8 protein-coding genes and 1 pseudogene are annotated in these 14,172 nt (G+C 73.5%); 3 read left to right on the top strand and 6 right to left on the bottom strand.

Annotated elements, in window-relative coordinates; translation table 11 throughout:
* Positions 1-35 precede the first annotated feature (35 nt).
* The 4 genes and pseudogenes from ACFVGS_RS21350 to ACFVGS_RS21335 form a co-directional block, all read right to left on the bottom strand.
* On the bottom strand, positions 36-1,322 hold the full coding sequence (locus ACFVGS_RS21350) for a glutamate synthase-related protein (RefSeq protein ID WP_385693352.1): 1,287 nt from the start codon (positions 1,320-1,322) through the stop codon (positions 36-38).
* Positions 1,319-3,799, bottom strand: a complete 2,481-nt coding sequence (locus ACFVGS_RS21345) for an amino acid--tRNA ligase-related protein (RefSeq protein WP_385693351.1) — start codon at positions 3,797-3,799, stop codon at positions 1,319-1,321. The genes ACFVGS_RS21350 and ACFVGS_RS21345 overlap by 4 nt, the downstream gene beginning before the upstream one ends.
* Positions 3,800-3,990: 191 nt before the next feature.
* Positions 3,991-4,452 (bottom strand): annotated as a pseudogene (locus ACFVGS_RS21340) (cobalamin B12-binding domain-containing protein); the annotation flags it as partial.
* Positions 4,453-4,649: 197 nt separating this feature from the next.
* Positions 4,650-5,945, bottom strand: coding sequence for a helix-turn-helix domain-containing protein (locus ACFVGS_RS21335; protein WP_385693350.1), 1,296 nt, complete (start codon positions 5,943-5,945; stop codon positions 4,650-4,652).
* Positions 5,946-6,227: 282 nt separating this feature from the next.
* Between ACFVGS_RS21335 and ACFVGS_RS21330 the strand changes: the two genes are divergently transcribed.
* The gene (locus ACFVGS_RS21330) at positions 6,228-6,605 is read left to right on the top strand and encodes a hypothetical protein (RefSeq protein ID WP_385693349.1); all 378 of its coding nucleotides are present in this window, start codon (positions 6,228-6,230) and stop codon (positions 6,603-6,605) included.
* A gap of 96 nt (positions 6,606-6,701) precedes the next feature.
* Here ACFVGS_RS21330 and ACFVGS_RS21325 read toward each other — a convergent pair whose 3' ends face one another.
* Positions 6,702-8,264, bottom strand: a complete 1,563-nt coding sequence (locus ACFVGS_RS21325; protein WP_385693348.1) for a right-handed parallel beta-helix repeat-containing protein — start codon at positions 8,262-8,264, stop codon at positions 6,702-6,704.
* Between the two features lie 338 nt (positions 8,265-8,602).
* Between ACFVGS_RS21325 and ACFVGS_RS21320 the strand changes: the two genes are divergently transcribed.
* Together ACFVGS_RS21320 and ACFVGS_RS21315 are read left to right on the top strand one after the other, a co-directional pair.
* The gene (locus ACFVGS_RS21320) at positions 8,603-10,072 is read left to right on the top strand and encodes a hypothetical protein (RefSeq protein ID WP_385693347.1); all 1,470 of its coding nucleotides are present in this window, start codon (positions 8,603-8,605) and stop codon (positions 10,070-10,072) included.
* Positions 10,073-10,221: 149 nt separating this feature from the next.
* On the top strand, positions 10,222-12,024 hold the full coding sequence (locus ACFVGS_RS21315) for a SpoIIE family protein phosphatase (RefSeq protein ID WP_385693359.1): 1,803 nt from the start codon (positions 10,222-10,224) through the stop codon (positions 12,022-12,024).
* A 128-nt stretch (positions 12,025-12,152) separates the two neighbouring features.
* On the opposite strand, the gene ACFVGS_RS21310 is transcribed toward ACFVGS_RS21315, so the two are convergent.
* Positions 12,153-14,066 (bottom strand): ricin-type beta-trefoil lectin domain protein, encoded by a 1,914-nt coding sequence (locus tag ACFVGS_RS21310; RefSeq protein WP_385693346.1) that lies wholly within the window; start codon positions 14,064-14,066, stop codon positions 12,153-12,155.
* Positions 14,067-14,172 lie beyond the last annotated feature (106 nt).

Raw genomic sequence — 14,172 nt, 5'->3', positions numbered from 1 at the left:
AGGGCGCCCGGGCGGGCTACGGCGAACGAAATTCGTCAGAAATTCAGAGACGATCCCCGGACGGAAATTCCGGAGAATTCAGGGGACCAGACGTCGTCCCGGTCGAGCGCGGCCGGCGTGTATTTCCCGAGCGCGCTGATCAGCATCCGGAGTTCGAGCGCAAGGCATTCCGTGAACCGGACGAGTCCGGCCTCCGGGTCCTCGGCGGTGGCGAGGAGCGCCGCCCGGCCCAGGCCCACCGCGCGGGCACCGAGCGCCAGGCTCTTCACCGCCCGGCCGCCCTCCCAGATGCGCCCGGAGACCAGCAGGCAGGGCGGCGGCCCCGCCGCGGCGAGGCGCCGCAGGCATTCCGCCAGCGGCAGGCCGACCTGGGCCGGGAACGCTCCCGGGGCCCATCCGGTGCCGCCTTCGGCGCCGTCGACCGTGACGGCGTCCGCGCCCGCCTCGGCGGCGACCCGGGCGGCCTCGGCGACGTCCCGGCCGGGGTGCAGCTTCACCCACACCCGGGCGCGGGGGAAGTTGTTGCGCATCAGCCGGATCTGCTGGCGCAGGATCTCCGCCGTGAACGTGCCGGGAGTGCTGGAGCGCAGCACCCGGCCGTCGCCGAAGACGTCGTCGATGCCGTAGCGGTCGCCGAGCCGGCCGGCGACCTCGCCGTCCAGGACGGTCATCCCGCCGAGGCCCGGCTTGGCGCCCTGCCCGGTCTTCAACTCGAAGGCGAGCCTTCCGGATTCGAGCAGCGGCAGCGCCGCCGGGTCGCTGTAGACGAGGTTCCAGACCTCGGCGTCGGCGTCCTCCGTGGACTGCTGGACGGCGACGCCGCCCCGTCCCTCGGGGAGCTCCTCCGCGTACGCGCGGAGGCGGCCGAGGAGCGCCCGGTCGGCGGCCTCGCCGAGCCGGCCGTAGCCGTTCACCGGGACGACGTTCTCCCCGATCACCATGGGCAGGCCGAGTGCTCCCGCCTGACGGCTGAGGGCGAGGCCGAGGTCGCCGCCGGCGGCCCGGGTGGAGCCGAGCGCGGACACGTACACCGGCAGCGCGGAGGTGAAACCGCCGACGCCGGTGGTCAGTTCGACGTCGCGGTAGTCGGGCTCGCGGCCGAGGTCGATCAGCCGAGCGAGCCGCTGCGGCATGAAGACGGGCGGGGTGATCCGCATCGCGTCGAGCGGGTCCCGCCCGCCGTCCGGGTACCGGTCGGCCCGGTCGGCGCCGAACAGGACACGGCCGTACTCGCCGGGCGGCGGGAAGGCCGCCGCCGCTCCGGCGCGGGCCCGCTGCCGGACCTCCTCCTCCGGGAATCCGGGCGCCGAGAGGTCGCTCACGGCGACACCACCCCGGCCAGCTTCGGGAAGGCGCTGGCCTGCCAGACGGCGTCGAGACCGGCGACGTAGCGGGTCAGCCGCTCCACGCCGATGCCGAAGCCGGCGCTGCCGGGCACGCCCTCGCGGACGAGGTCCAGGTACCAGCGGTACTTCTGCGGGTTCTCGCCGGTCTCCCGCATCCGGGTGACGATCTCCGCGTAGTCGTTGGTGCGCTGGCTCCCGCTGCACAGCTCGCCGTATCCCTCGGCGGCGATCAGGTCGAAGTTCCGCAGCAGTCCGGGCTGTTCGGGGTGCTCCCTGTCGTAGAAGCCGCGTGATCCCTTCGGGTAGTCGGTGACGAAGAACGGCCGGTCCCGCTGTGCGGAGAGCAGGGCCTCACCGGTCCAGTCGAGTTCGGCGTCCGGGCTCTGCGGGTGGCCGAGCTCCTGGAGTTCGGCCACCGCCTCGGCGTGCCGCATCCGGCCGAAGGAACCCTTGAGGAGCTCGGTGAACGCGCCGACGTCGCGGCCGAGTTCGGCGAAGTCCTTCGGAAGCTCTCGGACCACGCTCTCCACCATGTGCACGACCAGCTCCTCGACCAGCCGGACGGCGTCGTCCCGGCTCGCACCCGCCATCTCCACGTCGAGCTGGTGGAACTCGGCCAGGTGGCGACTGGTGCCCGCGGTCTCCAGCGGCTCCAGGCGGACGTTGGGAGCGACGCAGAAGATCTTGTCGAAGGCGAGCAGCGAGGCCTGCTTGTAGAGGATGGCGCTCGTCATCAGCTTGTAGCGGTGGCCGTAGAAGTCGACGTCGACCTGCTTGGAACCGCGCGAGCCGGGGTCGGTGACGGGGCCGATCACCGGCGGAAGCAGCTCGGTGAAGCCCTGCTCGCACAGGAACCCGCGGGCGGCGGCCAGGAGTCGGTGCTGGATCCGGAGCGCGCTGCGGGTGGCCGGGGCGGTCAGATGGCGGCCGGGGTCCGGGATCGGTGCGGGGGCGCTGGGCCCGTCGGTGGTCATGGCGTGGTGAGTCCCAACTCTCGTCGTGGCGTGGACGTCGTACGGGGCAGGGGTACGGGGTGCGGCGGAAGCGCCGGAGAGGGGCGGGGCGGCGGGGACCGGGAGCCGCGGGGCGATCCGCGGCGGGCTCTCCCGTGCGGCGGCGGGCAGCGGATTCCCGCGCCCGGCGGTGGGCAGCCGTTCGGTGGCGCGGGCGTCGTACGTCCGCTGGACGTGGGAGAGCGCGGAGAGCAGTCCCGCCGAGCCGAGGATCGCCGGACGCGGACCGCCGTCCGCCAGGCCGGCGATCGGCATCGATCCGACGCCGGACCAGTGCAGCCGGCCGTCGGGCCCGAGCGAGCTGCGGGCCCGGCCGGCGTTGTCGGGGTGCAGGCAGTAGGGGACGTCGAGGTAGCCGGCGGCGAAGGCGCGTACCAGCGCCCGGCCGATGTCGGCGTCGAGGTCGAGCACGGCGCCGATGAGCGCGCGGGCCTCGGCCTCGATGCCGGTGTCCCCGGCGTTCGGACCGGCGAGGCCGTGCGGGGAACGCGGCAGGCGGGCGCGCTCCGCGGCGGCGGCCGCGGCGGCCGTCTCCAGGGCCCGGACGTTCTCCTCCACGGTCGGGATCCGGTGTGCCTCGGCGGTGGTCTTGACGATCAGCCGGGCCGCGCCGGCCCGCACCGCCAGCCGGGCGGCGTCCTCGAGGAGCAGCCGGGCCCCGCCGGGCGTGCGCGGGAAGACGCCCATGTAGGCGTAGAGGACGACGTGGTGGTCGACGTCCGGCAACAGTTCGCCGGCCAGTCGCCCGAGCACCGAGAGCGCCTCCTCGTCCTGGCGCGCGTCGGCCTGCTGGGCGTAACTGAGCGAGATGCCGCGCAGCCCGTGCTGCCGGAAGAACAGCGCCTCCAGCACGCTCACCGCGATCAGCAGGCTCGGCGGGCACAGCTGGCCCATGAGGCAGCCGCCGAAGGTCTCCAGGTGCGGCCGTGCGCCGAACTCCACTGCGGAGGCGAGGAGTTCGCAGCTGCGCCGCCAGTGGGCGACCGCCTCGCGCAGCGGCGTGCGGCTGTAGGGCAGGCAGTACGAGACGGGGCCGCCCTCGGTGGCGTCCAGGCCGGCCGCGAGGAGGGCGCGGACGATGTGCTCCGGCATCGCCGAGCCGTGCCGGACCTGCACCGGGAAGCGGGCGTCCGCGACGCCTTGCAGCACGGCGCGGGTGGTGTCCGCGCAGTGGGTGGCGATCGGGTAGCCGTTGAGGCCCACGCCCTCGGCGAGCGCGCGACGGGCGGCCGCGAGGTCGCCGGTGCGGGTGTAGCTGTCGAGCGTGAGGGTGCCGACGGTGACGGCGTCCGCGTACCGGGTGGCGACGAGGCCGTCGCGCATCCGCAGCGGGTCGGCCATGCCCATCCTGGGCTGGACCACCAGGTCACCGGCCGCCCGGGCGCGGGCGACGAAGTCGCCGAAGCCAGGGCGGGCGACGCCGGCTTCGGGGCCGGTCACAGGAGTGCCCCGGCACCGGCGGACACGGCGCGTACCTCGGCGGGCGGCAGGCCGGAACCGGGGGCCGGGGAACCGGTCCCGGCGGGCGGCAGGCACGATCCGGCGGCCAGGGAGTCGGTCCTGGCAGGCGGCAGGCACGATTCGCTGGGCAGCGAGTCGGTCCCGGCGGGCAGGGAGTCGGTCCTCGCGGCCAGCGAGTCGGTCCCGCCGGGCAGGGCGTCGACGAAGGACCGGAACTCGACGACCGAGCCGCCTTCCTCGAAGACGCCGTCGAAGCCCGCCGCCAGCAGCTCCCGCTGCCGGGCGGGGTCGCCGGGGCCCGCGATCCCGAGCTTCCCGCCGATCACGGTCGCCGTACCGGCCAGCTCGGGACAGGCGCGCAGTGCGGCGATCAGTCGCAGCCCGTCGTGGAAACCGTGTCCGTTGACGCTGCTCAGCACGATCAGGTCGGGCTCGATCCGGCGGCACTCGGCGACCAGCAGCTCGTCCGGTACGCACGCGCCCAGGTTGGTGACCCGGTGCCCCAGCTCCTCGAGCAGCAGCTGGAGGAAGACCAGGTTCCAGGTGTGCGAGTCCGAGGCCATGGTCGTCACGACGACGTCCAGAACGGCCGGCTCGGCCTTTCCGTGCTGCTCCACGGCATGCTGCTCCACGGCGCAAACCTCTGTGTCGGTAGGTGGTGGGAGTCCCGGGGAGTGGCGGGCCCTCCGGGTGTCCGGCGGTCCGGCCGTCCCTCCCGTGGACAGAACGCTAGGGAGGTCACGGGCGGCGGACCGGCAGCTCGCCCGGCAGGATGCGGGCAGTATCGACCGGCGAGGGCGCAGCCCGGTCCCGGTCGCCGGCCGGGGGCTCAGCTCGCCGTCGCCAGTTCGAGGCGCGCGTGCGGCACGTGTGCGCCGGTCCCGGCGCAGAACCGCCGGAAGAGGTTGAGCACGGTGAAGCGGACCCCGTCGCGGGCCGGGACGCTGCGGATCAGCCCGTTGGCGAGGAGTTCGTGCATCGCGGCCAGGCACTCGTGCGGCGGTCGGCCGCTCAGTTCGGCGGCGTCCTCGCCCGACCAGTCCCCCGGTTCGGCCGCGAGCCGCTCCAGCAGGTCACGCTGGCCCAGCGTCAGCCGGTCCAGGGCGGCCCCGAGTGCCGCGCCGACGTCCGCCCTGCCGCCGTACCCGGCCGGCGGCGGCGCCAGATGGAACGGGCCGTCCGCGAGTCGTGCGACGAGCTGGCGCGGGGAGAGCACCGTCGACCAGCCGGCCACCAGCTCCAAGGCCCCTGGCAGTCCGTCGAGCTGACGGCAGAGCGCGGCGACGGCGGGGGCCTCGTCGACCTCCAGGCGGTAGCCGGGGCGCAGCCGGCGCAGGTGGGAGAGCAGCAGCCGGACGGCTCCCACCTCGGCGAGGGCCACCGGGTCGTGGTCGAGTTCCGGCCCGGGCGTGGGCAGCGGTGCGAGCGGGATCACCTGGCCGCCGGGCAGCGGCTGCGCGACCCTGGCCGTGATGAGGACGCGCAGGCCGGGGCAGCGCAGGAACAGTTCGTCGAGGAGGGCCGCGTCCACACCGGCGTCGGCGCCGTCCAGGACCAGCAGGGTGGGCCGCTCGCCGATCACTCCGGGGAGGTCCGCGATCGCGCGTGCGAGGTCCGCGCGGCGGACGAGTCCGGCGACGGGGAGCCGGTCGCAGTCGATCCAGCGCACGGACCAGCGGGACGCGAGGTGGAGGCGTCTCGCGACCTCCAGGACCAGCCGGGTCTTGCCGGCCCCGCCGAGGCCGGCCACCGTGATCAGCCGGTCGCCGTGGACGGCGAGGGCGTCGGCGAGCACCTCGACCTCCAGCTCCCGGCCGACGATCGCGCCACGGGCGACCGGCGGCGCGGTCGGCTCGTCGCGCGGCTCCTCGGCGAGCGCGTGCCGGCGCGCCGCCGCCTCGAAGACGGACCTGTTGGAGCCTTCCAGCCGCAGGGCGTCGGCGAGCAGACGGACCGTCTCCTGCCGGGGGCGCTGCACCCGTCCGCTCTCCATGTCCCGGATCGCCCGGACGCTCAGGGTGGCGAGATCGGCGAGGACCTGCTGGGTCAGGCCGATCCGCTCGCGCCAGATCCTGAGCAGCTCTCCGAAGCCCGCCGTCGACTGCTGCGGCCGCACACCGTCCATGCCTCGTCCACCTTTCGTGGGTTGGCCAACTACCGGGGACGGGGGCCCGGGCGCCGTACGGCACGCCGGGGGCGGCACGACCGGTGGTGACCGTCGGGCCGTTTTCCCCCTGACGCCGATGGAACACGGGAGGGCTCTACGGCCGATCAACGCCCGATCACCGCGCGTTCACGGATCCTCCACGCGTTCCCCCACAGTGTGGACGCGCGCCCTGGCGACGGGTTCGAAGGATTCCGCCGCCACCTCTGGCCGGCGGTGCGCGCGATCGGCGAATCTGGCGGCATGCTCCTGCCCCTCACCTCTGCGAGACCCGAGCTGATCGAGGTCGTCCGCATCACCGATCCTGTCCGGCACCTGACGTCCGGGGACCTGAGCGGTGACACCGTCGCGATCTGGGCCGGGGACGAGATCCGGGAGGCGCTGGACCTGATCACCGACCTGCCGGGCGACGAGCTGTACCGCTGCTTCCTGCCGGGCTGGGGAATCCGGGCTCACAGCGCCACCGACCAGCTCTTCGAGATCGCCTTCTGCTTCCGCTGTCACGGCGCGCGCGTCTGGGGACCGGACGTCACCGCCGAGCAGAGGCGACAGACCTTCGACGCCCAGAGCCCGGCCGCCCGCGAACTCCTGCGCAGGTTCCGGGCCTGCCTGCCGGACTGACCGTCGTGTCCGGCGCGGTCGAGGGCATGCGTCGGCAAGGAACGGCTCGCCGGGCGGGTAGGCCAGGCCGCAGCGGGACCCAGGACCGGACAGGCCTCAGAGCCCCGGGCCGTTGTATGCGCCGCGGTGGGGTTTCGTCGTCGTGGAGACCGGGTTCGCCCAGTAGTCCCGGCCGCCGTTGCCGCTGATCACGGAGCCGTTGTTCAGGGCCGGTGACGTGGCGCGCAGCTTGTAGCCGTCGACCGAGTGGATGGTGTCGCCGCCGGTGCCGGGGCTCACGAACCGCGGGTCGCCGACGATGCCGTTGGCCGTCGGACGCGGTACGCCCTGGAAGACGTTCCACAGCCACCGGATGCCGGCGCCGGTGGGCAGCCGGGAATCGGCGGTGCCCACCCAGATGTTGTTCTCCACGACGCTCTCCTCGGGGAGCGTGATGTCGAGTCTCCGGTCCGTGCAGTAGAAGACGTTGTTGTACATGTGCAGTGCCGAACGGCCCGCGGTGACGCTGCTCATGCGGCAGTCGTTCTCGGAGATGTTGTAGCGGATGACCTGCCTGGCGCCGCCGATCGTTCCGCAGCCGTCGCAGTCGAGGAAGAAGCCGCCGATGTTGTCGCGGCTGAAGTTGTACTGGATCGTGCAGGTGCCGGTGTTGCCCCAGTCGCAGTCGAAGGCCTGGCTGTCTGCGACCGACATCCGCGTGATGCCGTACACGGCGTTCTTCTGGATGGTCGGATCGCGGTCGCCGAGCACCCAGATGCCGGCGAAGTTGCCGCCGGAGAACGGGTAGACGCCGTTGCCGACCCCCGAGGCGTTGTTGTACTGGATCATCGGCGCGTCGGCGTAGCTGACGATGATGCCGTCACCGCCGACGTCCTTGACGACGTTGTGCTCGACCAGCACTCCCGAACCCTTGACCGCCATGGCTCCGACGCGGATCTTGAGGCCGCCGCCGCCCGTGTTGCTGATCTGGTTGTGGTGGACGTGCACGTCGTTGAGCGTGGAGTTGGTGCCGCTCGCCCCGGTGACGATGCCGGCGGACTGCACGAAGTCCTCCGTGGTCGGGCTCGTCTTGTTCGTCTGTCCGGCCACCCGGTCGACGACGAGGTGTCCGACGTCGAACCCGCGGTGCGCCGTGCCGTCGGTGGCGGAGATCCGCAGTCCGGTACGGCGGGCGAGGGAGGAGGCCGGGTTGGTCAGCCTGAGGTCGCTGATCCGCCAGTGGTCCTGGTTGGTCAGGGAGACGACGTCGGCCGCGCCGTTGCCGTCGAGCACGGGCAGCGCGCCGGTCCCGTACGCGGTGAGGGTGATGGGTGCGGTGGCGGTGCCGCTGCCGCGCGGGGCGAGCGAGCCGGTGCACGTGGTGCCGGACGCGAAGGCGAGGGTGTCGCCCGGGGCGTACGTCCTGCCGTTGGCCTGGGCGATGCTGTGGAACGGCGATGCCTGGCTGCCGTCACCCGCCACCGGGCGGGAGCAGTCCACGTAGGTCGTGCCGCCCACGGACTCGGCCGAGGGCGAGGCCGAGGCGGCGGCCGAAGCGGAGACGGAGGCCGCAGCGGAGGCGGAGGTCTCCGCGAGAGCGACGGTGCCGGTGAGGGCGAGGGCCAGGGCGAGGAGCCCCCGGCCCGTCGCCCGCCGGCCTGCGAATGGCCCGATGGTCATGACGCGACACCCTTCTGGCGGTCTGGTGTCGCCAGAAGTTAGGGCTGGCAGATGATCGAGTCAATGCACCTTTGTCGAATGATCGAGTTTCGATCAGACAGCGGGCGATCGCTCCGTACGGGAGGCCGGGGTGGCGGCGCCCCCGCGGACCTGCCCGGGTCACGCAACGTAGTCAGTTCCGGGGGTCTTTTCGCTCCGACGGCTCAGCGAGGCCGTTCCCGGATGGCGCAGCCTCGGCCGCTGCCTCCTAGTGGTGTTCAGAACGCGCTTGTCGGCGCGTTCTTGATCCAGCCACGGTGGACGCCTCACCAGGTGTCCGCGATCGGAGCACCCCTGTCATGACCCCCGAACCCTTTGACATCACAACGGCGGACGACGACGGCACGGGGGCCCGGGACACCTCTCCGGAGCCCGACGCCGTGGAGCCCCTCGCTCCGGAACCCGAGGCCGCGAAGTCCGAACCCGCGCAGCTCGAGGCGGCGGCACCCGACGCCGTGAAGTCCGACGCCGCGCAGCCCTTCGCCGCGCAGCCCGAGGTGGCGAGGCTCGAGGCCGCGCATCCCCAGCCTGCGGAGATCGTGACCCCGCAGGCCGAGCCTGCGGAGTCTGTGGCCGCGCACGGCGAAGCACCGCAGCGGGAAGCGGCGCATGCCGAAGCCGCGCACCCGGCCGCTCCTGCGGAGCCCGTGGCCGCCCAGGGCGAGCCTGCCGGGGCCGTGGCCGCGCACGGCGAAGCGCCCCAGCCCGAGGCGGCGCTGCCCGAAGCGCCGCTGCCCGAGGCGGCGCAGGCCGAAGCCGCGCAGGCCGAAGCCGCGCAGGCCGAAGCCGCGCAGACCGAAGCCGCGCACCCGGCCGCTCCTGCTCCCGCTCCGGAGTCCGACGCCCCGGAACCGGACCAGGAGCAGGACCAGGCCCAGGACCCGGACGAGGACGGCGAGGAGGCGATCCGCACGCTCCTGTGGACGGCGGCGACCGAGCGGCCGGTGCCCGAGGTCGCCGCGCTCGTCGCCCGGCTCAACGAGTCCGGCGAGCTGTCGCGACCCGCCGACCTGGCCCTGCGGGCCGCCGCCGTGTCCCGTCCGCTCGAAGAGGTGCGGCAGCTGGTCGTCCTGCTCAACGAGGCGGGGTACGACCTCCACCAGGCCGAGACCACGCTGCGCGCCGCAGCCGTGGGCAGGCCGATCGAGGACATCGTCGCCCTCGTGAACATCATCGGCGCCGACAGCAGCAGCTGGCGGGCCGTCGGCGGTGGCGAGGACCCGACACGGCCGACCCTGGAGGACGCGCGGCCCGCGGCCGCGGCCGCATCCGGGGCAGAACGCCCCCCGAAGCCGTCGCGCGGTCCGAGGACGTCGGCGCGGTCGCCGCTGGACCACGCCCTGGCGGCGGGCCCGGGCAGTCACACGTCCTCTCCGGCGCTGCGGTCGCCGCTGCGCTGGCCGGCCGCGGCCGCCCTGTTCGCGTGCGGCCTGATCCACCTGCCGACCGATGTGGAAGGCCTGCGCTCCGGTGCCAACGCCTCCCTGCTGTCGGTCGTGGTCACCCTGTTCTGCCTGGTGGCGGCCGCCTGGCTGGCCGCGCGGGACAGCGCGACCGCCTGGGCCGCCACGGCGGCGGGCACCGTCGGACTGCTCGCGGTCCACGTCCTCGCCGGCGCCCGCACGGTCGACGTGCTGCAGGGCAGTCTCGGCTCCCGGTTCGTCTGGGCACAGTCCCTGGCGGTCCTGAGTTGCGCGGCGGTGGTCGCCCTGGCGGCCCTGACGCTGTTCCGTCACACGAAGGCGACCGGCGCCGCCGACGGGACCTGACGGCCTGACGCGGCGGGCGACACCACCCGCGATCAGGCCGTGACCACGGCCGGCGGCGGATTCGATTCCGTGTGACCGGTGCGCGGGGACCTGTTCCGGTGCATGCTGTGCATCATGTGGTGTCGAGTTCCTGTCTGGAGGCCGAACGAGTGCACGGCGGCAACGGGCGACGGCGCCTGACCAGGCGCGCCTCGTCCACGCGAAGCGGCGCGGCACGCCGCCTGGCCGGGGCCCGCGGGCGGCTCGGCAGGGGCGTCGGCGGAGAGGTTCCCCTCGACAGGCTCACGACGCGCGGGCGGCTCGCCTGGCTGAATTCCGCCGCCTCGTCCATCGGCACGACCCTGGATCTGGAGCGCACCGCCGAGGAGCTGACCCGGTTCACCGTTCCCGAGTTCGCCGACGGCGCGGCGGTGGACATCCTGGAGAGCGTCCTGCGGGGCGACGAGGGCGCGCGGTGGACCGGTACGGGGATCCCTCCGATGCGGGCCACCGCGATCTCCGCCGTCGAGGAGCTGTCGTCGCTCGAGCCGACTCCCGTCGGCGAGACCTTCGTCCGCGACGAGTGGCATCACGAGACGTTGCTGCACCACTACTGCCTGCGGCAGGGCAGACCCGTGCTCGTGAGCCGCATGCGCGACGACGACTACTCCAAGGTCGCGCCGACCGAGAGCGCCGCGGCGAAGATGCGGGCCGCCGGGGTCCACAGCTATCTGGCGGTGCCGCTCATCGCCCGTGGGCTGCTGCTCGGTTCGGCCGACTTCGTACGGGGCCCCGGCTCGCCGCCGTTCACCCGCACGGACCTGGCGCTGGCGGAGCAACTGGCCTCCCAGGCCGCCGTGTTCCTCGACAACGCCCGGCTGTACGGGCGCGAGCGCGAGCGCGTGGTCTCGTTGCAGCGCACCCTGCTGCCGCGCGCGACCCCGGTGACGCACGGCCTGCGCGTGCACGCCGAGTACGCACCCACGGCGACCCATCACGGGGCGGGCGGCGACTGGTACGACGTGATGGCCCTGCCCGGAGGGCGGACGGCCCTCATGGTCGGAGACGTCATGGGCCACGGACTGCCGGCGGCGGCCACCATGGGACGCCTCCGGGCGGTCGCCCGGACCCTGATGACCCTGGACATGGCTCCGGAGCGCGTGCTGGCCCGGCTCGACCTGGCCACCCGCGACCTGGAGGACGAGCAGGTCGCCACGTTCCTCTGCGCGGTCTTCGATCCGGCGGACTCCAGCTGCACGCTGGCCCTCGCCGGGCACCTGCCCCCGCTGCTCCTCGACGGACGGGGCTCGGCCGGTTTCGTCGACGTGCCGATCGGCGCGCCGCTCGGAGCGGGAGTCATCCCGTACGACCCGGTGCGGCTGACCGTGCCGGAGGGCGGCGGTCTGGTCCTGTACACGGACGGGCTCGTGAAGTCCCGGCAGGCCGACCTGAGCGACCAGCTGGAGCTCCTGCGCGCGGCGGCGCGCGACCTCGCCCCGGAGGCCCTCGAAGGAGGCGGACTCGTGGAGCGCGCGCCGGCCGGCGCGGACCGCTTCGACGAGGCCGTGGTCCTCGCCGCGACGAGCACCCTGGAGAGCCGGGACGACCTGCGCGTATGGCAGCTGCCCCAGGACGGGCGCGCCGCGTCGGCGGCACGGCACCTGGTCAAGGAGCAGCTCGCCGCGTGGCAGCTCGGGGAACTGGCCGACGTGTGCGAACTCGTCGTCTCGGAGCTCGTCGGCAACGCGCTGCGCTACGGCAACGGGCCCGGTGCGCTGCGCCTGCTGCGGGGCGACCGTCTCGTCGTGGAGGTCTCGGACACCGGCCCCGACCTGCCCCAGATCCAGCACGCGGACGTCAGCGACGAGGGCGGCCGGGGCCTCCAGCTCGTCAACATGCTCTGCCGCCGCTGGGGTTCCTGCCGTACCGCGACCGGCAAGGTCGTCTGGGCGGAGCAGAACATGCCCGCCTGAGGAACCCGGCGGCAGGAGGGCCGGGACACGAGGTGCGTGTCCCGGCCTGCGTCCCGGTCGGACGGCTGGTGGGTGCTCGTCAGGACGCGCGCGTCGGGCAGGGCCGGCCGCTCCCCGCCCCTCCCCCGTCAGGACGGCTGGTGGGTCCACTTCTGGTTGGCGCCGCCCGTGCAGGTCCAGATCTGGGCGCGTGTGCCGTCGGCCGACGAGTTGCCCGTGACGTCCAGGCACTTGTCGGCGGCCGTGTTGACGACGTCGTGCGTCGTGGGGTTGTACGACCAGCGTTGTGCGCCGGTTCCGTTGCAGGTGTAGAGCTGCACCTTGGTGCCGTCGGCGGTGCCGCCTCCGGTGGCGTCGAGGCACTTGCCGAGGGCCCGGACGCTGCCGTCGGCGGCGAGCGTCCAGCGCTGCGCGGTGGTCCCGTTGCAGGTGTAGAGCTGGACCGGGGTGCCGTCCGCGGTGGCCGCGCCGGCCACGTCGAGGCACTTGCCGGCCAGACCCGTCAGCGGTCCGGTGGGGGCGGTGCCGCCGGGCGTGCCCGCCCAGGTGAAGGTCGCGGTGGTGCGGGCGGGCAGGGTGTACGTGAAGGACTGGCCGCCCCAGTCGACCCGGACGGACCGGGCGGAGGTGCCGCCGTTGTGGGCGATGAGCGCCTTGGATCCGTCCGGGTTGCGCCAGGCGACGTTGGGCAGGGCGGGGTCGTCGGTCGAGGCGATCCGGTACGCGCCGGGCCGGACGAACTTCGTGAGGTGGCCGGTCGTGTAGTACTCGATCGTGTAGTCGACCTGCCCGGCGCGCGCGCCGCCCTCCTGGACGGTGATCAGTCCGGTGCAGGTGCCGCAGCCGCCGTTGTGCGGACCCATGTCCTGGTTGAGGGCCAGGCTCCACTTCACCAGGCTGCTGCTCCAGTTGCGGGCGTAGGTGACGATGTCCTTCAGGTCCTCGTCGTGCTGGTTCGTGATCCAGGTGCCGCCGGAGTGCTCGGTGCTGAACTGCCGCACGGACGGGTACTGGGCGTGGACCTGGCTGCCGACGGCCGGGTCGCCGAAGTAGCCGTGCCAGGCGATCCCGCCGAAGAGGGGGTCGTCGCGCACGCCGGCGTCGCCGAGCACGGCCGCGCCGAAGTTCGCGTAGTCGCCGTAGTTCCAGTCGTGCACCAGGACCTTGGTGGTGAGGCCGGCGGCGCGGAAGGCCGGGTAGACGTGGTTCTTGGTGAACTCGACCAGGCCGGAGGGGTTCCAGCTCATGCCGGGGTAGTTCATGGCGGTGGGGTTGCCGGCCTGGCAGCAGTTCGGCTCGTTCTGGACGGACAGGTAGTCGACCTTGATCCCGGCCGCCTGGTAGCTCTGGACGTACTTCACCAGGTACTGGGCGTAGAGCGGGTAGTACTCCCACTTCAGCCAGCCCATCTGGTCCATCCGGCCGTTGTCCTTCATCCATCCCGGGGCGCTCCACGGCACGCCCTTGACCCGGAGGGCCGGGTTGAGCTGCTTGGCCTGGGCGGTCAGCAGGCGCACGTTCGTGTCGTAGCCGTTGGTCCCGAAGTCGGAGAGGTCGCAGCACGTGTCGTCGAGGGAGACGTTGCCGGGCCGGGACAGGTCGGAGGCGCCGATCGGGTTGCGGACGAAGGAGAGCCCGATGCCCTCGGTCGGCGAGAACAGCCGGCGCATGACCTGGTCGCGGGTGGCGGCGCTGACGGCCCCGCCGCGCAGGAGGTGGGCGGTGGTGTCGGTGATGGAGGCGCCGCCGCCCTCGAACTGCTGGTAGGTGGTGGCCTCGTCCACGGTGACGGTGTGGTTCGCGCTGCCGCCGGCGGGGCCGAAGGCGATCGGTGTCTGGGGGGCGAGCCCGCGTGTGACGGCGCGGCCTCCCGAGTCGGAGGTGGTGGTCAGCCACACGTCGACCCGCTCGCCGGCGGCCTGGGCGGCGCCGGATCCGGTCGCGACCAGGCCGCCGGCGAGGAGGGCGCCGGTGAGCAGGGTGGCGAGGCGGCGGGGGCGCCGCCTGCCGCGGGGCGCGGGAAACCAAGACTTGTAGTGCACCTGACAGCCTTTCGGATGGAGGGTGCCATGCCGCCACGACGGTCCGGCACGCCCGGACCGCCGTGCGTCCCGCGACACGACAAGGCTTTTTTCAAGGTGTGAAGTT

This window comes from Streptomyces sp. NPDC127114 (genome assembly GCF_042677525.1).
Lineage (GTDB): Bacteria > Actinomycetota > Actinomycetes > Streptomycetales > Streptomycetaceae > Streptomyces.
The sequence above is the reverse complement of the archived record's forward strand: the minus strand, read 5'-3'. Positions and strand labels throughout refer to the sequence as shown.